Raw genomic sequence first — 18,466 nt, forward strand, 5'->3', positions numbered from 1 at the left:
CATCCGAAACGCCTACCATTCGCTAAACGGAATTAAAAATTTAGTCGCTATCCACCCTTAACAAGTCGTATTTACACAGCATAAAATCCTGCAATACCGCTCATCTTTGTATTGTAAATAAAGGCCAAAAAACATTTTAAATACGGTTTTATGAAAAAGGTATTCAAAGGATCTAATATCCTCCAATCGGTACTAATAATTGCGTTGTTTTTTTTTACGGCAGCTCAGTCGAACGGGCAACAGCTTAAACCAGCCAAAAGCGGTTACGCGCCTGTTAATGGCATTAAAGTTTATTACGAAGTGTATGGCGGGGGTAAACCTCTTATTTTGCTCCATGGAGCCTTTATGACCATTGAAGGAAACTGGGCGCAGCTGATACCCGAATTGTCAAAAACAAGAAAAGTAATTGCCATTGAAATGCAGGGACATGGGCACACCCCGTTTTCGGAAAGGAAATTAGCGTTGGCTACGCTGGCAAGTGATGTGACAGGCGTAATGGACTATTTAAAAATTGACAGTGCTGATGTTGCAGGATATAGCATGGGTGGCTCAGTGGCTTATCAGTTGACTATACAAAGCCCTAAACGCGTAAAAAAATTAGTGATCATTTCCTCTACCTATAAAAGCACTGGCTGGCGGCCTGAAATAGCAAATGCTTTCAAAAGTATGAAGCCTGAACTATTTGATAATAGCCCTATGAAAGCGGCTTATGATGCAGTAGCGCCCGACAAGACAAAATGGACAAAGTTCCTGGAACAAATAATCGCATATGCTGGCGAGCCATTTGACATGGGTGATGCCAATATTGCGAAAATTACCTCGCCTGTATTAATTATTTCCGGCGACAATGATGGCCTGGATAAAGTTGAGTTGATGAAAACGTATCAATTACTGGGAGGTGGGATAATGGCTGATATGAGCCCAATGCCAAAATCGCAATTGGCTATTGTTCCTTCGCAAAGCCATGTAAGCTTGATGATTCAAACCAACACCATATTAGGTTATCTGAATGCTTTTTTAAAGTAAATAAAACGCAAAGACGCGATTTTCTGAACGCTTATCGTAGAAGGAATAAGTTATTCAAAACAAAAATTAGACTTTCCCTATCAAAGCCTCACCTTCAAAAACCACGCCCGGCCAGCCATTGGTAATAAACTGCCTGATGTTTTGATGGTCTGTAGCGGTGGGGTGAGCGAGCACCGACTGGTAATGTTCGGCAAATAAGTAAAGCGTGTCCGTAGCCCTTAAGTTGTTTAATTGGGCGAAGGCAAAAACCTTCGCGCTTCCCTGGTTTTGCGTTGCCTCATTGTAGGCTTCTCCATTTTTAAACGCGGTTGGCTGGTGCCGGTAATAAGTTTCTATAAATGCGATAACCTCGCTGAACGTGATGGTGTTTTCTTTTAAACCCGAAATTAGGGCAAGCAGTTGTTCTTTCATGGAGCAGAATATTTGCCCGAAAATAGAATTAAATAATCTTTCCCTATAGCAACAGCAATTTTCTAAAGTTGTGAATTAACAGTTGATCATTCCTTTTCCGCCGACCATCGACCCGGGTTTTCAACGGTGCCATCGCTGGAGCCTGTCCAAACGCCGTTCATTACCCTGTTATTAGTGGACACATTCATCGTATAAGTTACGCTTTCTATATTACCACTTATGGTTACCGAGCGCATGGTGAGCACCTGTGTTGTAGTGTTGTATTCGCCGGTAACGCTATCTGTACCAGACGCGCTGCCGTCAACGGCGTCCCATAGAAAAAGACCGGTAAATTTGTTTTCACCGCCATCCTTTGTCAGGGTGAAAGAGCCGGTCCAATGCCGGCCATCGTTACCAAGGGCGCTTGTGATTTTCCACTTTCCGGCAAGGGAGGGGTCGGGAAGCGATTTAGAACTGCACGATACGATCAACTGTATCATCAATACTGCCACAAGGATTTTTATTACACGCATAACCATTTTGGATAAAAGATTGACTTACAGTATAAAGATACGTAAACCTGCTATTTGTTTTGTATCCCGATATAATAATCCACAAGTTTGCTTTTCGGCGAAAAGGAGCTGGTTGAGTGCATTCCGAAACAGAAATCCCCGACCGGAATCTGAAGCCTTTACATTTGTGCGTTATCGCTGAAGAATAAAAGCAAAGCCTTTCAAAGGATTAACAAATATTTCGCACCCATCACAAATGTTTAGTATTTAGGGTTTTACAAGGTTAAAAGGATAAAAATCACCTAACTTAAAAAAGCAGGTAGAAACCCCTGATTTTAAAATAATTCATTGTAATGCATTATCGGCTGTGTATGTTTACATAACAAACCTACCGATATGAACGTAAATTTATCACCACAGGAACGACCGGCAACCGGCCATACAGGCGATTATCTGGATATGCTGCTACATGGTCCTCATAATTCATCTGCTATGGATACGGAATTAAAAAAGATAAACGCCCACGTTGTTCAAGGGGACGCTCTGATGAGCAGGGTAATTACTTCTATCGGTATAACGCTGTTCCTGGTAATGCTTTTTTGCCTGTTCTGCCTTCCGGGAATAGCTTCAACCGGGGTTCTTGCTTTCCCGCGTTAATCTTTAGAACGGTTGCTTTTAACTTATGATGTTACGCTTTGGGGGCCAATCACCATATACTAACTGCCGACTGAAAAACAAGAAAGCCCTAAATCTTTCGGATTTAGGGCTTTTCTATGTGTAACAAGTGTTTTCCTTATTTCAAATTCTCTGCAAAAAAATCAATGGTACGTTTCCAGGCGAGCTCTGCCGCGGCTTTATCATAACGCGGGGTAGTATCGTTATGGAAGCCGTGGTTTACATTCTCGTAAACAAAGGCCTGGTATTTTTTACCGTTCTCTTTTAAAGCTGCTTCATAGGCCGGTGCGCCAGCCATGATCCTGGTATCCAGCGATGCGTTATGCATCATCAGTGGAGCATTAATTTTAGGTACGTCGGCAGCCGCAGGCTGGCTGCCGTAAAAAGGTACGGCTGCTGCCAAATCTGGTACTCGCACGGCCATCATGTTGGCTATGCCGCCGCCATAGCAAAAGCCCACTACGCCAACCTTACCGGTGCAATCTTTGTGTGATTTAAGATAATTGTATGCGGCGATAAAATCTTCCTCCATTTCGCCTTTGTCGCGTTTACTTTGCATCTCGCGCCCGGCATCGTCATTACCGGGGTAGCCGCCCAGGGGTGTAAGGGCATCCGGTGCAAGCGAAATAAAGCCCGCCAGTGCGGCCCGTCTGCCTACATCTTCAATATAGGGGTTTAGCCCACGGTTCTCGTGCACTACAATAATACCGCCGAGCTTCTTTTTAGCATCAATGGGTTTTGATAACAAGCCTTTGATAGTGCCCCCACCTTTTGGTGAAGGGTAATTGATGTATTCTGATTTCAAACGCGGGTCTTCTGATTTGATCTGCACATTTCCTTTGTAATCGGGCATCAGGAAACTCATTAACGCTGGCACGGTTAACCCGCCAACGGCATAAAGAGATAGTTTTTGTACAAATGCGCGGCGGTCCAGCCGGTTGTGCGCGTAATCATCATACAGGTCAAACACTTCCTGCTTAATGTCGTCTTTGTTGATCTGGCTCATTATATTGGTTTTACTCAAATGTAAGTATTCGGGGCAACGGCTTGCAAACCAAATAGTAACAGTGTCGTTACGTGTAAGGTTTTGATTGTAATTTTGTGGGGTTGATGTGCTGAAGAACGCGCTTGCATTAAGCTTTTTAGTATATTCACCGAATACCATAATTGCTTATGAAGAAATCCCTTACCCTTAGCTTACTCATGCTGTCGGCAGCAAGTTTCGCGCAGCAAAAACCATTAATTGGCTTTACGACCGCATCGTCGGCCAAACAAATAGCGGCCGAAAAAACCTACGACGCGGCATTGAGTGCGCAACGTATTGGCGAAACCATAAAAACGCTGTCCGCTTACCCGCATAACTTAGGTTCGCCGGGTAGCAAAGCCGTAGCCGATAAAATTTTGGCTATGTACAAAAGTTATGGATTGAATGCGCATATAGAAACCTACACCGTTTTGTTCCCAACACCAAAAACAAGGGTATTGGAGTTAACCGGCCCAAAAGCCTATACCGCTTTGTTAAAAGAGCCCGCATTGGCGGAGGACGGCACATCGGCCCAGGCTAATCAATTACCAACCTATAACGCCTGGAGCGCCGATGGCGACGTAAGCGGGCAGCTGGTATTTGTAAACTATGGCCTGCCCGATGATTATATCAAGTTGGCCGATATGGGGATAGATGTAAAGGGTAAAATTGTGATAGCCAAGTACGGCCGGTCGTGGCGGGGCATTAAGCCAAAGGTGGCTTATGAGCATGGCGCTATCGGCTGTATTATTTATTCGGATCCTGCCGACGATGGATATTCTGCTGGCGATGTTTACCCTAAGGGGGCATACAAAAACGAGTTCGGCGTACAGCGCGGTTCGGTGATGGATATGGTGCTTTACCCAGGCGACCCGCTTACACCCGGCGTTGGCGCAACCAAAGATGCCAAACGCTTAAACAAGGCTGATGCTACCACCATATTGAAGATACCGGTGCTCCCCATCAGCTATCATGACGCGCAGCCTCTGCTTGCCGCATTAGATGGCCCCGTGGTTCCTGACGGATGGGCGGGTTCGTTGCCTATAACTTACCATATTGGCGGGGGCAAGGCCCTGGTGCATTTAAAACTGGCGTTTAACTGGGATATGGTGCCCGCTTATAATGTTGTGGCGAAAATAAAAGGCTCTGCTTACCCGGATGAGTGGGTGATGCGCGGTAACCACCACGATGCCTGGGTAAACGGTGCTAACGACCCTATTAGCGGGCAGGCGGCTATGCTGGAAGAGGCCCGCGCACTTGGCGAATTGCTGAAAACCGGCTGGAAACCCAAGCGCAGCATTATCTATTGCTCCTGGGATGGCGAAGAGCCCGGTTTAATAGGCTCTACGGAATACGCCGAGGCCCACGATAAAGAATTGCAGCAAAAAACGGTGGTGTATATCAATTCGGATAGCAATGGGCGGGGGTTTTTAGGTGCAGGCGGCTCGCAGGCGCTGGAAAGTTTTATAGACGAAGTTACCCAGGGTGTAACCGACCCGCAAACCAAAGTGAGCATTTTCGATCGCAAAAAAGCCATGCAACTGGTTAATGCGTCTTCCACAAGCGATAAAAAGGAGATATTGGAACGCAAGGGGCAAAAACTCGAAGCCCTGGGTTCGGGATCAGATTTTTCGTCGTTTCTGCAGCATTTGGGCATCACCACGCTCGATCTTGGTTTTGGCGGCGAGGATGGCGGCGGCGAATACCATTCCATTTACGATTCCTTTGATGATTACAGGCGTTTTAAAGACCCTGATTTTGCTTATGGCGTTGCGCTGGCCCAAACGGCAGGCCACTCGGTATTGCGTATGGCTAACGCAGAGGTGCTTCCTTTCGATTTCCGAAGTTTGCAAACCACTATCAGCAAGTATGCCACCGAACTCAGCAAACTGGCGGACGATACCCGTGAGACCACAAAAATGGATAACCAACTCGTCGCGGCCAATTACTACAGCATTGCTGCCGACCCAATCCGGCAATACAAAGCACCGGTAGCTAAGGATACCGTGCCTGCCATTGACTTTAAAGCTCTTACCGGCGCGCTGGATTCCTTAAAGAAAAGCGCAGATAAACTGGCTGCTTACTGGAGCGCGGCTGTACTTAAAGATGGCGACCACGATAAACTGAACAAACTATTATTCCAAGCCGAGCAGCAATTATTAACCGCCGATGGGCTACCTCGCCGGGGCTGGTACAAACACACCATTTATGCCCCGGGCTTTTATACGGGCTATGGCGTTAAAACTCTTCCGGGTATTCGCGAAGCTCTTGAACAACGCAACTGGGCAGAAGCAAGGCAACAGATCGCCGTTGTATCGGGCCGGATAAATGCATTGGCTGCTTATCTTAGCGACGGGGCGAATTAATTAGTGCCGATTTAATATCAAAAAACGAAAAGCCCTCGATCGAAATATTGGGGGCTTTGCGTTTGAGGCTGGCGCAAAATAACGAGCAGGTACCCCGATAGAATTAAATCAGCTTTCGGGGTTATCTTTGGGTCATTGATAAAGGACTAAAATCAAATTATTTCGAATAAAGCCCCCTATGCACAAAGAACATCATGTAACCGGCTCAGAAACCATCAGGGATATTGTTATTGGGATGTCGGATGGTTTAACAGTGCCGTTTGCGCTGGCTGCCGGTTTAAGCGGCGCTATCAGCTCATCCGGAATAGTTGTTACCGCCGGGATTGCCGAAATCGTAGCAGGATCTATAGCGATGGGCCTTGGCGGCTTTTTGGCCGGGCGTACCGAAGTGGACCACTACAACTCTGAATTAAAACGGGAGTATGAAGAGGTTGACAGGGTGCCCGAGCAGGAAAAAGCCGAAGTGAAAGCTGTGTTCGCCGCCTTTGGCCTGTCCGAATCTTTACAGCAACAGGTGGCCGATGAAATGGCAAAGGATAAAGATAAATGGGTAGAGTTTATGATGCGCTACGAACTCGGTTTAGAGGAACCGCAGGCTAACCGCGCTACAAGAAGTGCTGTCACCATTGGAGTGTCTTATATAATTGGCGGCATCATCCCGCTTTCTCCTTACATATTGGTTGAGAATTCAGTGACCGCGCTTTATTATTCGTGTTTGGTTACGCTGATCAGCCTTTTTGTTTTCGGTTACTTTAAAAGCAAGCTTACCGGGCAACCAGCCCTCGGGGGAGCAGTTAAGGTGGTTTTTATAGGAGCCCTGGCAGCGGGGGCGGCGTTTTTAATGGCCCGGTTAATTAATAACGGGTAGTTATTAACCCTTGCCTATCATTTGTTCGGTGTTACGCGTTTCTTTTCAGCCAGCGTGTGGCGTTGTATCGCATGAATAAAATTCCTTTAAATTGATGTAGCACATTGGTCTACAGCCACGTAATAGTAATAAATACCAAGATATGAAACGCCTACTCCCTATCCTTACAATGATCATTTTATCGGTTGCTGGCTGTAAAAAAGAAAATTCCATAAACGAAACGACGGGTCCGGATCCTATCCCGCCAAAACTGATATCCAGCGATACGCTTACCACGGGCGGGCAATGGGGTATAGCCATAGGGCAAACCAGCGCCGAGATCTATGCAAAAGTACAGGCTATGCGTGGCGAGCGCGGTATCACCTATATGGGTATTGTTAATAACGTATACACCAATCTGGAGAGCCTGGAAAATAAAATACCACTGTATTCATCAGTTTATTTGGATGAAACTAAAGGAACAAGCACTGGCATCCAGCTCAATTTTGCCGACGATAAAGTGAAATCGATATATACGAATGATGGCGTAGAGCTAAACATGTGGCCTATAGGCAATGGTGCAAGCGCTACGATTGCGGTTGGTAATCCTGTAGATGCCATATATCAAAAACTGGTTAACATAAAAAACAAAGGTACTTACGCTAATAAATTTGAGCGGATGTCCATCTTTTTTAAAGATGTAAACAAAGCTTACGACCCTCAGATGAGCGCATCGCCGCAATGGTATTTTGTTTCAACCATAAGCGATAAGCGTTACAATTTTGTACAGGTTATTTTTACGGCAGGGAAACTTACCGCTATTTACTCTACTGTTTACGAAAACCGGTAAAGCCGGCTGCTGTGGAAATATAGCAGTATCGCCGCCTATGCCTGTTTGCGTTTGGCCGTTAAATATTTGCGCAGGGGCATATCAAAAACTACCATTACCAGCCAGGCAAACCCCAACAGCAGCACCATACTAATGGGAATAATATATTCCAGCTGGCTTAGCGATGGTTTATACTTGGTGTTATAGTTAGCAAATATCCAGATAAAGGTATAGTGCGTCATGTACAGCGGGTAAGAAATGTTACCCGAGAAGATACAAATCTTGGTTAACCCCGGGGTAAGCGTAGCTCCGGCTCCTAATGAAACAAGCAAGGGGAAATAAACCAGTAAAACCAATGGCTCGGTTAACCAGTTCCAGCTGCCAAAAGGCATTACAAATGCCAGAAACAGCAGCACCGCCAATCCTAAAAAGCCAAGCCTGTTTTTGATGATTAGATCATAACGGTAAATAAGCAGGCCCGCCAGGAACGAATACGCTATGCGGATCCCGCCATCCCAAAAGGTGCCACCGCTCCATCCGCCCATTAAATTCCCCGAATGGATGGCCACATAGAAAATGCCTGCCGCAGCCAACAGGGCGGGCAATATCAGCCATTTCCGGTTAAGCCTGTATAGTAGGAGTGCGTAAAGTATATTGGCCACATACTCCCAAAATAACGACCAGGCAGGCGCATTTAAGTTAAAGAGGTTGAAATATCGTTCTGTCACCACCGGGTAGGGGATCATTAAAACAGAGCAAAGAAATATTAAGGCGATCTTACCTGCACTGTAGGCATCCGCCACCGCAACAATGGGGTCGAACAAAAATCCAAGCAGCGCTAATACCGAACCCATAATAACCAGCGGATGTAAACGAATGAGCCTCGATTTAAAAAATTCCCATACACCCATTTTGCCGATACGGTTATCATAAGCATAGCCAATAACAAAGCCCGAAAGGCAAAAGAAAAAATCGACCGCCAAAAAGCCATGGCCGATAAAGTTCAGGCTGTAGTCGGTATAAACTACTTCCATAAAATGAAATAGCACAACAGCCAGGGCCGCCACGCCCCGCATCCCATCAAGAATGTGAAAGTGTTGTTTGCTTTTTAAGATTTCCGGGCTCGGTGCACTCATGCTTTATGGATAGACGCAGGCAAAAGTATTATTAAAATTTAAAACCCGCTGACATTCGATCAACGGGTTTTAAAGATATACGATATTCAGGTTACGTTTAACTTCAGTGGGCGGGGGGGTATTACTTCCAGTCTAAGTACTTCACGCCCGGATAGGCGGTAAGTATTTTGTCGTTGTTGGGCACATCGGTATCCAGGTACAAAGCCCTGATGTAATGCCCGGTATGCGGGTCGTTATCCTCGAGGCCGGCAAGCAGGTATTTTACCTCTCTGTTATAAGTTGGTGTGCTAACGCCATTAAACCTAAAGGTTTTAACAGGGTATTGTTCCAGGTTATCAAAAATAGCTACCCCGCCAAAATCATCGCCCGAATGCGGCTCGGCAAAAGTAAGTACCACATCAACCCCGTTTGCCGCGAAGCAAACATTTTTCATGGGCGGCAAAAGGCTATCTTCGGCTTTATAGAAAACAGGATCTCCGCCTGCGGCTTTGCGGGTTACCATCATGTACTCGTCTGATCCATCAAAATGGTATTTGCGCAGAATGTAAACCAGGTCACCATTTTTGGATATCGCGGCGGAAATAAAATCGTAATAGCCATTATAGCTGGTCATAGCCGGCGTAGTAATAGCCGGGCCGTAAAACGTTATCTGTTCCCCATTAACAACATAAAGGGTTTTATCATCAAAGCTCCAGTCGAAATTGCGGATATCTGCATAGGATAACGATTTCAGCACCGTTCCGCTTTTGTCTACAACGGTAATAGTTGTACCGTTTTGGTAAGCAAACCTGGTATGATCGTGCGACATTTTTACGAACTTTTTGATACCACCCGAACTGGTTATCTTCTGGGCCGCGCCATTAAAATCGGCCAGGTAATACACCTCGCTATTGTAAATAAAAGCGACGTTTTTAATGGCCGGATGCCGGATACTATCCAGCCTGGCTATCACATCTTTTGATACGTAAGGGTTTTCGCCCTTTTGGCAACTTACAAAAGAAAAAAACAAGAAAGCGGCTATGGTTTGGTATAAATACTTCATGGTATTAAAAATTATAAATAATAGCAGCTCCCGTGGTAACCGAATAATAAAAAGTGCCCACGCGCGAATTATATTCTGCCTTACCCAACGGAGCAAATAAATTATACGCCCCCTGAACATTAAGCCGAAGATGATCACTCAGGGTAAAGTTAAAACCGAGTTTTGGGGCTATGTACCCCTGCCTTTCAGTTATATCTTCAGTATAGTTCACAAATGCATCTGATGTGTTCGAGCTAAATTTTGTGAAGTAAAACCCAAGGTTAAAGCCGCCGTAAATGCGCATGGCATCGCTAAGCGAAAGGTTGTAGGCGCCGCCCAGGTAAAACATAATTGTTTTAAATTTACTGTAAGTGGCTGTACCGTAATCATTATCATTAACCAGGTAATAAAAAGTATCCAGTTTGGGTTTATACTCACGGTATCCTAAACCAACCTCCGCCGTTGCAGTTCCCTCGTTTATGTAGAAACTGATGCCAGCAGCCGGCGCGGCCTTGTAGGTGAACTTTAAGTTGCCGATAGGCATATCATACTCTGCCCGGAGCCCGATCCCATAGGTTTTGTCGTCGTCGGCCCAGTTTTGCGCACTTGCTTTAAAGCTGGTTAATAACAATAACAGTAGGGCGAGTTTAAAAAAAGACTTAATAATTTGAGCCGGCCGCGGTTTGCGGCAGAGAATGGTATACATGTATTTTGTGATAAAGATTAGGAGAGAAAGGTAAAGAAAATTCCCGGTGCGACAAATTATTTATTAGCAATTGATAAATAGCCGTTTTGTAAATGTCTTTATATCGGCTGGTAAACATCTGCCGGAGCGCTGAATTTTAAACACATTACTATTCAGCCCATTGCCTATTGGTTTGTAACATAATGTGCTGCAGGCTATCCTAATGGTATAAATTCGCATACCATGAACCTTAAATACATAACCTCCGCATTTCTTATCACCTTAATATCTTTACCATCCTTATCCCGGGCGCAAAACACGACCGATCCTGATAGCATCGACGTGTTTGTAAAGAACAAAATGCAGCAGAAGCGTATCCCCGCATTGCAACTGGCGGTAGTAAGGCAGGGGAAGATCGTCAAGCTTAAAAGCTATGGCATTGCCAACCCCGAGAATAATATCGCCGCAACCAACGAAAGTATCTTCTCCATAAACTCTATCACCAAAGCCTTTGTGGGTGTAGCGGTAATGCAGTTAGCCGAGGAGGGGAAACTGAAGGTTTCGGACCGGGTTTCTGCTTACATAGACAGCTTACCGGCTGCCTGGCAACAAATAACTATACAGCAGGTGTTAACCCACACTTCGGGCTTGCCGGATATTTTAGACGAAACAGAACAGGTAATGGGTAATGGCGACGAGCAGGCTGCCATGAAACAAGTAAAAGCCTTGTCGCTTGAGTTTAAAACAGGCGAAAAATTTGCCTACAACCAAACCGGCTACGTACTAATGGGGCAGATCATCACGAAGTTAAGCGGCATGCATTTCACCAAATTTATAGAGGAGCGGCAATTTAAAGTGGCCGGCATGAAACTGACACGGTTTGGCGATTCGTTCGACATTATTCCTAACTCGGCGGGTGCTTATACCAATGTTAGGCACGTAGGTAACCGCCTTATTCGCAATCGTCCGGGAGTTGGCTACATGCAGTTTCCGGAGTTTTTCCGTACGGCGGCCGGCATATTATCTACCGCGGGCGATATGGCCAACTGGATAATTGCGCTTAAAAGCGGCCAGCTGTTAAAGCAGGAAGCCAGTATACAAACTATGTGGCAGCCCGCCATTTTAAACAATGGCAAAATAGGCGGGTTTAACCAGCTTACTAATGGCTACGCGCTGGGCTGGCCAACGGTTACCCGCGAAGAACACCCCGCTGTTGGCCCTGTTGGCGGCGGCAGGAACGCCGTGTTTATTTATGTAAAAGACGACCTTTCTATTGTGGTGCTCAGCAACCTGATGGGCGCAAACCCCGAGCAATTTGTTGATGAGATAGCAGGGTACTACATACCCGAGATGCACGAAATTAATGGATTTGGCCTGTCGCCTTCAGTAAAGAAATTACGAGCCGAACTTATTAAGCAAGGGTTTAACAAAGCGGTACCAGTAGCCGCGCAGTTGAAAAAGCAAACAAAAAATTTAGAGTTGCCGGAAGGTGAACTTAACGGCTGGGGCTATCAGTTGCTTGGGCAAAAAAAGCCTGCAGAGGCGGTGGCGATCTTTAAGTTGAACATCGTGCTTTATCCAAAAAGCGCCAATGCTTACGATAGCCTGGGCGAAGCGCTCGAGATCACCGGGAACAATAAAGAATCGTTGTTGAATTATCAGAAATCGCTGGATTTAAATCCCGGCAATAAAAACGCGGCAGAAAAGATAAAGGCGCTTTCTAACTAATAACAAAGCGATATTATATTACGGCAGGCATTCAATAATTTGAATGCCCGCTTTGTTTATTCGGCTTTAAGGTCAATCCATACCGGGCAATGGTCGCTGGTTTTTTCCCAGCCGCGCACATGGCGGTCAACCCCGGCGGCCAGCAGGCGGCCTTCCAGGCTGGGGCTAAGCAAAAAATGATCTATCCGCAAACCCGCGTTGCGCCCGTAAGCGTTGCGGAAATAATCAAAAAAGGTATAGATCACTTCATTGGGGTAAAGTTTGCGCAGGGCGTCTGTCCAGCCCTGGTCCACCAGGTTTTTAAAGGCCAGCCGGGTTTCGGGCCTAAAGAGCGCGTCGTCCAGCCAGCGCTCGGGTTTGTACACATCCAGTTCGGTAGGCATCACATTATAATCGCCGGTTAATACTACCGGCAAGCCCGAGGCAATCAGCCCGGTGGCGTGGCTGGCTAAGCGGTTAAACCAATCGAGCTTATAATCAAACTTGGGGCCCGGTGCCGGGTTGCCATTCGGCAGGTACAGGCAGCCGATCACTACATCGTTAATTACCGCCTCTATATACCGGCTTTGTATATCATCCGGGTCGCCGGGCAAGCCCTGGCGCAGCTCTTTAATTTCGAGGCCGCGGGCCAGTATGGCTACGCCGTTCCAACTTTTTTGGCCGTGCCAAATGGCATTGTAGCCGGCATCGTTAATAGCTTGCAGCGGGAATTTTTCCTGCGGTGCTTTTAGTTCCTGCAGGCAAACCACATCGGGCTGGGTTTCGTGTAGCCAGCGCAGCAGTACCGGCAGGCGGCCGTTCACACCATTTACATTATAGGTAGCTATTTTCATATTGGTGGGTTTGAGAGGTTGTCGCATTAACGCGAGCAAGACCAAAGCTATCAAAACAACCTAAAAAATGAAAGGCCTGTGGTGTTTGACAGCTCAAAATACAAAAACCCCAAATTAAAAACTTGAGGTTTGCGGTGGCACCCTATTAGGGTGCCATATATGTAGAGCAGATGCGATTACGCAGCCAGCAGTTGTTTTATAAACGACAGGTTCTTTTTGCGTTGCTGCTCGGCTTTATATTTTTCCAAATCAGCGTCAATGATCTTTTTCAATTCAATATCGAATGCTTTTAACAGGATGGTGGTTTGTAATGAAGTTTTCATATTGTTTGTCAGTTTTAATTTTTCTTAGATGCTTGATATATATTAATAATAATGCCAAAATTCAGGAGGCGGCATTTAACAGATAAAGGGCCTTTAAAGATATTCAATGGCTGTTTTAGTGTCTGGTAAAATATACAATACAGCAAAACGTTTAAGATAAATGCAGCTAAAAATAATCACTATAAAGGGTTTATATTTGATGCTGTTAATCCACATTAAACTACCATGAAATATACCGCATCGCGCCTGTCTGAAGGCAATAAAGTATTCCCATCCGAAATTTACACCGAAGAGAATGGCGTTACTATCAAGGTCCCCGGCTTGTTTAGCGGCGATACTACTACTATCGCCTACGAGAGCATATCGGCCGTAGAAACAGATACGCCGATGATCGGCTTTTCAACCATCCGCTTTTTCCATAGCGGTAATAAAGTTGAGGCGCATGGCTTCACTAAAAACGATGTAGAGGAAATAAAAGCCTACATAGAAAGCGGAAGAAGCCGCGCGAGAGAAGACCGTTAGCGGTTACGCTATATTTTTTTAATAATGTAAAAGTGGATAGTTTTGCGGGTAGCAAAGCCGAGACTTTCATATACACGAAAGGCGCGCTCGTTATCATGGCGTACGTGTAAAAATGGGATCTCCGCAGCGGCGAGGATGCGCTGTACCTGGAACTGCAATACCTTTTTTGCGTAGCCTCGTCCCAAATAACCGGGGTGGGTACAAACGGCGCTTGCCTCGGCGTAGTTAAAAACATGCATCCGTTGCCCGGCCATGGCAACCAGTTTATCGCCATCAAACATGCCGTGGTAATGCCCAAAATCTATGGTCCGCTCGGCAAAAGGGCCGGGGTTAGTTAGCTTGGTGAGGGCGAGCATTTGCGGTATATCTTTTTCGGTTAAGGGGATAAGTTCGACGGTTGTATCTACAGGAACAACGGTATTTTGGTTATGCACCATTTGCAGGCACTTAATGTACACCAATACTTCCCAGGGCGCAGGCATCTCCACCTCAACCGGGGAAACAAACCCGAAAACCCTCCCTACCGGTGCCATGTGGTATAGCTCTTCAAAGCTTGCTTCGGTGTTATCTTTAAAACCCACAAATGGTGAAACCTGCGGGTCGAAATATTTGATGCGTTCGTTGCCTTCAGCTAAATTTTTATTGCCTGATGATAAGGCGTTCCAAACGGGGTTATCCAGTACGTGGTCCATGCGTTTATAATGTTGGGTAATAGTACAAAAAAGATCAGTACGCCCAAACGCGCAATTAAAAGGGGACATAATAATGACACGGCACCGCTAAATGATTATTTTTACCCGTCTATCCTTAACAACGTGCGCTACTTTTTCTATATCGGTTACCTCGGCACCAATTACCACGGCTGGCAAAAACACCCGGACGGCATCAGCGTTCAGCAGGTTTTAGAGAACTGCCTGAGCCAGGTATTTAAGAAACCAACCTACATAACCGGTTGCGGCCGCACGGATGCGCAGGTACACGCCAGCCAGTTCTTTTTCCACATGGATGCAGAAGAGGCATGGGATTTCGATTTGATTTTCAGAATGAATAATATCCTGCCGGATGATATTTCGGTTTTTGATATCATTCCCATGGAAGGCCTGCCACACGCCCGCTTTGACGCCACCGAACGCAGCTACGATTATTTTATCCATACCTATAAAGACCCTTTTCTGAGCAATTTCAGTTCGATGTATTTGGTGAAGGATTGGGATCTCGCCAATATGCAACGCGCCGCCGGGTTATTGCTCAACTATACCGATTACCATGCCTTCTGCAAAATGCCGGGGCGGAATGAGCATACCATCTGTAACATCAGCGAAGCGAAGGTTTTTACCGATAGCACGGGCGATAAGCTGCGTTTCCATATTTCGGCCAATAGATTTTTAGGGCGGATGGTGCGCATCATCACGGGTAAGCTGATAGAGATAGGCACCGGCAAATTAAGCGTTGATGAATTTGAGGCGCACCTTATCGATCCGCAATTACCACAGCTCATTAAACCGGCCTATCCGCAGGGATTGTATCTTAGTAAAATAAAGTACCCCTATTTAGACCTGCCTCAGCGCAGCGATTTTACCCGGATGCTTGCCGGTGCAAAGGAACGGGAAATATAATTATTGGTACGCTTAAATAACTTTTGTTGCATTTAGTACTTAACAACCACATAGCCAGTTTTCCTTAGTGTTTGTTCACCTTTTTTGTATTCCACCGAGTAAAAGTAGGTGCCGGGCTGTTGCAGCGTTCCATTAGCGGCGTGCCCATCGAAAGCATTGCTGTAGTTGTTATAACCCTTTGTGGCATAAATAACCTGGCCGTTGCGGTTGATAATGCTTACCGTATTTTGCGGGTAGGCCGTAATGCCATCTATGGTAAAGCGGTCATTAATACCATCGCCGTTTGGCGATACTGATTGGTGAACCGTCAGTTCGGCGGGTGGCTGAACTTCGGGGTTGGGTTGGTTTTGCACTACGTCGATGCCGTTGTTTTTATTCCTTGTTACTTCAAAGGTTTCGGGAGGGGGCAATCTGTGTATAATAAAAGTTAAGGGCCGTTTGGTTACGCCGTCATCCGCTGTAATCTCTGCCGGAATAGTGGTGTAGGTGCCCATAAGAGGAATATTTTCGTTGTAAGTGCTGCCGAGATTGACTACATTATTTATAGTCATGGTTGCTGCGCGGCTTTTAAGGGTAAAGTAAAGGCCAATATGGGTTACCGTATTTTCTACTTCTGCTGTAAATGTATCTGTTGTGCCAACGCGTACTATTTCATTTAAGGGGTTCATCTTCATATTTTGTATCCCGGTGTCATGCGTCACTTTGGTCGTATATATAGTGATCCATCGTTTCGTCACCCCGTCTTCTGCCGCAATCAGCACGCTAACGCTTCCCCCGGTGGGTAGCAACATTGACGGTGTATTTTGCGGCGTATAGTTAGCCCCATATACATATATATATGCCGGGTCGATGGTCCCGATTGTAAGTTGGTAAGAACTGCCGGTAGTTTGGCCATCAAATATATCCGTTGTACCCACGCGTTTAAAAATTGTGCCGTTACTGATGGCCAGGTTGTTGACACCCGTATTAAAACCTCCACCCTTTTTAACAAGTATGGTCACCACGCGTTTGGTTATACCATCCTCTGCCGTGATCTCTACCGGGACTGTTGTTGTGGCTCCGCTTAACGCTACGGGGGCCGAAAGCGTGCTTTGTGCTGTGGCTACCCCATTTACTTTTATAGTCGCCGGGTCTTTTGTGCCAAAGGCGAGCTCTACACTGGCCAAATTGGAGCTTACTTCCGTTGTCCAGGTATCTGTTGTAGCTACCCGGGTTAGCTTGCCGGGGCTGATGGCCATATAGCTGATACCTGTATCATTAGAGCCCGCTTTATTTACGGTAACCGTTAACAAACGTTTTGTTACACCATCCGCCAGCGTTAGCTCGACCGGTATGGTTGTGGTTGCGCCGGTAAGCGTTATTGGGGCCGAAGCGGTGTTCTGGGCTGTTATCACCCCATTTATTTTTATAGTTGCTGCATTTATGGTAGCAATGGTAAGCCTAACGCTGTTCACACTGCTGCTTACCGATGTTGCCCAGCTATCCGGCGTACCCAATCGGGTCAATAAACCGGGGCTAACCGACCATATGCTTATACTTACATCGTTTACACCTACGCGGGTTACATTTACCGTATACGTTTTTTTAACACCATCCGAAGTGGTTACTACTGTGCTGATGTTATTTGCGCCTACAACCAGTGGTATCAATGGCGATGCGGTACCGCTGCTTACTGTAGTGCCGTTTACCTTTATGGTAGCCGTGCCCGATGCACTATTGTGTAACGGTGCAAGTTTTATACCAGTGGTAGAGTAAGGCACTTTTACCGTGTAATTTTCAATATCAGAGTTAAACGCGGGGCTTAAAGTACCAGCACTGATCGGGAGGCTGGTAAGCAGCGGGGGGCGTTTTATCTTTATTTTATACACCGTTGTGCCTAATTGCCTTTGCGCTGTTACAATTATAGAAACATTGGTATAACCTTCCGGGGTAGTGATGTCGGTCGGTCCGTATAGAGTGCCAATTCTTTCATCGGCAAGCGGGTCGTGGGCAACGGGTGTTATGGTAACAGGGGATGTGCCGGGCGGTACCTCTAAGTCATAGTTTGTTATATCGGGTGAAAATGCAGGGCTTAAAGTTCCTTTGCTAACAAATAGGATAGAAAGTTTGGAGTCGGGTACTTCAGCGGCTACTTGTAAATGATAGGTTTTAACCGCCCCATTCTCTGCGGTGATGGGTATATATACATCTGCTGCTCCATAAGCAACGTTGTACTCGGTCACAGGCACGCCGTTGGGAAAATTGCTCGAATAATAAGTCTGGCCGTCGTAATTTGAAAAATAAGAGGCATGCGAATCCGCAAAATAAAAAGTTATGTCTACAAATTCTGTTCCGGCAGGTAGTGTAACCTTATAATTAAGGATTGCCGGATCAAAAGGATGATCGAAAGTGCCATTTGTTATCCTGATGATCCTTATATTATTATTGCCTGATAGCGTATCTGCCTTAGCTCGTGCATGCACATTGCGGGCGCAAACTAAAAGCATGGCCAAAATAAACGCTGCCCGGCAGAGCTTATGGCCTGTTGCGATTAAATTTTTAACAGTGTGTAGTTGTTTATTCATGGCGAAATAATTAATACATGAAGGGATCCGAAGCTTAATAAAATGGGGGATGTAAATATACTCCTAATATATCATTATGGCTGAATTATAGCAAGTTATAAAATTGATATTTGGTGTACCGATAAACAAGCCGATTGCCAGGCAATAACCACTGACATTACTCTTATGGCGGATATTCTTTTAATACTTCACAACAATGTACCCGGTTTTTCTTAACGTATCTTCACCTTTTTTATACTCTACCGAGTAAAAGTAGGTGCCCGGCTGTTGCAGCGTTCCATTAACGGCGTGCCCATCGAAAGCATTGCTGTAGTTGTTATAGCCCTTTGTGGCATAAATAACCTGGCCGTTGCGGTTGATAATGCTTAC

Annotated in this window: 19 protein-coding genes; 8 read left to right on the top strand and 11 right to left on the bottom strand. The window is 45.8% G+C overall.

What is annotated here, in order from left to right:
• Positions 1-204: 204 nt before the first annotated feature.
• Positions 205-1,026, top strand: a complete 822-nt coding sequence (locus tag ABIX36_RS19900) for an alpha/beta hydrolase (protein WP_348083922.1) — start codon at positions 205-207, stop codon at positions 1,024-1,026.
• Between the two features lie 66 nt (positions 1,027-1,092).
• On the opposite strand, the gene ABIX36_RS19905 is transcribed toward ABIX36_RS19900, so the two are convergent.
• A complete protein-coding gene (locus ABIX36_RS19905; protein ID WP_348083923.1) occupies positions 1,093-1,437 on the bottom strand; it encodes a HopJ type III effector protein in 345 nt (114 codons plus the stop codon).
• Positions 1,438-1,523: 86 nt separating this feature from the next.
• Positions 1,524-1,949, bottom strand: coding sequence for a hypothetical protein (locus ABIX36_RS19910; protein WP_348083924.1), 426 nt, complete (start codon positions 1,947-1,949; stop codon positions 1,524-1,526).
• A gap of 375 nt (positions 1,950-2,324) precedes the next feature.
• Between ABIX36_RS19910 and ABIX36_RS19915 the strand changes: the two genes are divergently transcribed.
• Positions 2,325-2,585, top strand: coding sequence for a hypothetical protein (locus tag ABIX36_RS19915; RefSeq protein WP_348083925.1), 261 nt, complete (start codon positions 2,325-2,327; stop codon positions 2,583-2,585).
• A 136-nt stretch (positions 2,586-2,721) separates the two neighbouring features.
• On the opposite strand, the gene ABIX36_RS19920 is transcribed toward ABIX36_RS19915, so the two are convergent.
• Positions 2,722-3,609 (bottom strand): dienelactone hydrolase family protein, encoded by an 888-nt coding sequence (locus ABIX36_RS19920; RefSeq protein WP_348083926.1) that lies wholly within the window; start codon positions 3,607-3,609, stop codon positions 2,722-2,724.
• Positions 3,610-3,776: 167 nt separating this feature from the next.
• On the opposite strand from ABIX36_RS19920, the gene ABIX36_RS19925 reads away from it, so the two are divergent.
• The 3 genes from ABIX36_RS19925 (at position 3,777) to ABIX36_RS19935 (ending at position 7,690) form a co-directional block, all read left to right on the top strand.
• Positions 3,777-5,993, top strand: a complete 2,217-nt coding sequence (locus tag ABIX36_RS19925; RefSeq protein WP_348083927.1) for a transferrin receptor-like dimerization domain-containing protein — start codon at positions 3,777-3,779, stop codon at positions 5,991-5,993.
• A gap of 178 nt (positions 5,994-6,171) precedes the next feature.
• Positions 6,172-6,861, top strand: a complete 690-nt coding sequence (locus ABIX36_RS19930; protein WP_348083928.1) for a VIT1/CCC1 transporter family protein — start codon at positions 6,172-6,174, stop codon at positions 6,859-6,861.
• A gap of 142 nt (positions 6,862-7,003) precedes the next feature.
• Positions 7,004-7,690 carry a hypothetical protein gene (locus ABIX36_RS19935; RefSeq protein WP_348083929.1) on the top strand — a complete coding sequence of 229 codons (687 nt, stop codon included), beginning with the start codon at positions 7,004-7,006 and terminating at the stop codon, positions 7,688-7,690.
• A gap of 35 nt (positions 7,691-7,725) precedes the next feature.
• Here ABIX36_RS19935 and ABIX36_RS19940 read toward each other — a convergent pair whose 3' ends face one another.
• The 3 genes from ABIX36_RS19940 to ABIX36_RS19950 form a co-directional block, all read right to left on the bottom strand.
• Positions 7,726-8,805: an acyltransferase gene (locus ABIX36_RS19940; RefSeq protein WP_348083930.1), complete on the bottom strand. Its 1,080-nt coding sequence runs from the start codon at positions 8,803-8,805 to the stop codon at positions 7,726-7,728.
• Between the two features lie 121 nt (positions 8,806-8,926).
• A complete protein-coding gene (locus ABIX36_RS19945) occupies positions 8,927-9,847 on the bottom strand; it encodes a hypothetical protein (protein WP_348083931.1) in 921 nt (306 codons plus the stop codon).
• A gap of 4 nt (positions 9,848-9,851) precedes the next feature.
• Positions 9,852-10,457: a hypothetical protein gene (locus tag ABIX36_RS19950; RefSeq protein ID WP_348083932.1), complete on the bottom strand. Its 606-nt coding sequence runs from the start codon at positions 10,455-10,457 to the stop codon at positions 9,852-9,854.
• Between the two features lie 297 nt (positions 10,458-10,754).
• On the opposite strand from ABIX36_RS19950, the gene ABIX36_RS19955 reads away from it, so the two are divergent.
• A complete protein-coding gene (locus ABIX36_RS19955) occupies positions 10,755-12,239 on the top strand; it encodes a serine hydrolase (protein WP_348083933.1) in 1,485 nt (494 codons plus the stop codon).
• Positions 12,240-12,295: 56 nt separating this feature from the next.
• On the opposite strand, the gene xth is transcribed toward ABIX36_RS19955, so the two are convergent.
• Together xth and ABIX36_RS19965 are read right to left on the bottom strand one after the other, a co-directional pair.
• Positions 12,296-13,072: an exodeoxyribonuclease III gene (gene xth / locus ABIX36_RS19960; RefSeq protein ID WP_348083934.1), complete on the bottom strand. Its 777-nt coding sequence runs from the start codon at positions 13,070-13,072 to the stop codon at positions 12,296-12,298.
• A 176-nt stretch (positions 13,073-13,248) separates the two neighbouring features.
• Positions 13,249-13,395 (bottom strand): hypothetical protein, encoded by a 147-nt coding sequence (locus tag ABIX36_RS19965; RefSeq protein WP_348083935.1) that lies wholly within the window; start codon positions 13,393-13,395, stop codon positions 13,249-13,251.
• A 225-nt stretch (positions 13,396-13,620) separates the two neighbouring features.
• Here ABIX36_RS19965 and ABIX36_RS19970 point away from each other — a divergent pair, with 225 nt between their 5' ends.
• Complete coding sequence (locus tag ABIX36_RS19970) at positions 13,621-13,917, top strand: hypothetical protein (RefSeq protein WP_348083936.1); 297 nt, start codon at positions 13,621-13,623, stop codon at positions 13,915-13,917.
• Positions 13,918-13,925: 8 nt separating this feature from the next.
• Here ABIX36_RS19970 and ABIX36_RS19975 read toward each other — a convergent pair whose 3' ends face one another.
• A complete protein-coding gene (locus tag ABIX36_RS19975; protein WP_348083937.1) occupies positions 13,926-14,609 on the bottom strand; it encodes a GNAT family N-acetyltransferase in 684 nt (227 codons plus the stop codon).
• A 9-nt stretch (positions 14,610-14,618) separates the two neighbouring features.
• On the opposite strand from ABIX36_RS19975, the gene ABIX36_RS19980 reads away from it, so the two are divergent.
• Positions 14,619-15,533, top strand: coding sequence for a tRNA pseudouridine synthase A (locus ABIX36_RS19980; protein ID WP_348083938.1), 915 nt, complete (start codon positions 14,619-14,621; stop codon positions 15,531-15,533).
• A 32-nt stretch (positions 15,534-15,565) separates the two neighbouring features.
• On the opposite strand, the gene ABIX36_RS19985 is transcribed toward ABIX36_RS19980, so the two are convergent.
• Entirely contained in the window at positions 15,566-18,097 is a 2,532-nt protein-coding gene (locus ABIX36_RS19985; RefSeq protein ID WP_348083939.1) for a cadherin-like beta sandwich domain-containing protein, read from the bottom strand.
• Between the two features lie 180 nt (positions 18,098-18,277).
• Positions 18,278-18,466: gliding motility-associated C-terminal domain-containing protein (locus ABIX36_RS19990; protein ID WP_348083940.1), on the bottom strand; the 189-nt coding region annotated here is incomplete at its 5' end.

This window comes from Mucilaginibacter sp. (genome assembly GCF_039925265.1).
Taxonomy (GTDB): Bacteria; Bacteroidota; Bacteroidia; order Sphingobacteriales; family Sphingobacteriaceae; genus Mucilaginibacter.

Excerpts from the sequence above, each read along its gene's own strand:
- ABIX36_RS19930 (WP_348083928.1), top strand. The coding sequence starts at position 6,172 with ATGCACAAAGAACATCATGTAACCGGCTCAGAAACCATCAGGGATATT.
- ABIX36_RS19965 (WP_348083935.1), bottom strand. The coding sequence starts at position 13,395 with ATGAAAACTTCATTACAAACCACCATCCTGTTAAAAGCATTCGATATT.
- ABIX36_RS19915 (WP_348083925.1), top strand. The coding sequence starts at position 2,325 with ATGAACGTAAATTTATCACCACAGGAACGACCGGCAACCGGCCATACA.
- ABIX36_RS19920 (WP_348083926.1), bottom strand. The coding sequence starts at position 3,609 with ATGAGCCAGATCAACAAAGACGACATTAAGCAGGAAGTGTTTGACCTG.
- ABIX36_RS19980 (WP_348083938.1), top strand. The coding sequence starts at position 14,619 with ATGTTGGGTAATAGTACAAAAAAGATCAGTACGCCCAAACGCGCAATT.
- ABIX36_RS19985 (WP_348083939.1), bottom strand. The coding sequence starts at position 18,097 with ATGAATAAACAACTACACACTGTTAAAAATTTAATCGCAACAGGCCAT.
- ABIX36_RS19940 (WP_348083930.1), bottom strand. The coding sequence starts at position 8,805 with ATGAGTGCACCGAGCCCGGAAATCTTAAAAAGCAAACAACACTTTCAC.
- ABIX36_RS19925 (WP_348083927.1), top strand. The coding sequence starts at position 3,777 with ATGAAGAAATCCCTTACCCTTAGCTTACTCATGCTGTCGGCAGCAAGT.
- ABIX36_RS19955 (WP_348083933.1), top strand. The coding sequence starts at position 10,755 with ATGAACCTTAAATACATAACCTCCGCATTTCTTATCACCTTAATATCT.
- ABIX36_RS19975 (WP_348083937.1), bottom strand. The coding sequence starts at position 14,609 with ATGGACCACGTACTGGATAACCCCGTTTGGAACGCCTTATCATCAGGC.
- ABIX36_RS19935 (WP_348083929.1), top strand. The coding sequence starts at position 7,004 with ATGAAACGCCTACTCCCTATCCTTACAATGATCATTTTATCGGTTGCT.
- ABIX36_RS19905 (WP_348083923.1), bottom strand. The coding sequence starts at position 1,437 with ATGAAAGAACAACTGCTTGCCCTAATTTCGGGTTTAAAAGAAAACACC.
- ABIX36_RS19910 (WP_348083924.1), bottom strand. The coding sequence starts at position 1,949 with ATGCGTGTAATAAAAATCCTTGTGGCAGTATTGATGATACAGTTGATC.
- ABIX36_RS19970 (WP_348083936.1), top strand. The coding sequence starts at position 13,621 with ATGAAATATACCGCATCGCGCCTGTCTGAAGGCAATAAAGTATTCCCA.
- ABIX36_RS19945 (WP_348083931.1), bottom strand. The coding sequence starts at position 9,847 with ATGAAGTATTTATACCAAACCATAGCCGCTTTCTTGTTTTTTTCTTTT.
- xth (WP_348083934.1), bottom strand. The coding sequence starts at position 13,072 with ATGAAAATAGCTACCTATAATGTAAATGGTGTGAACGGCCGCCTGCCG.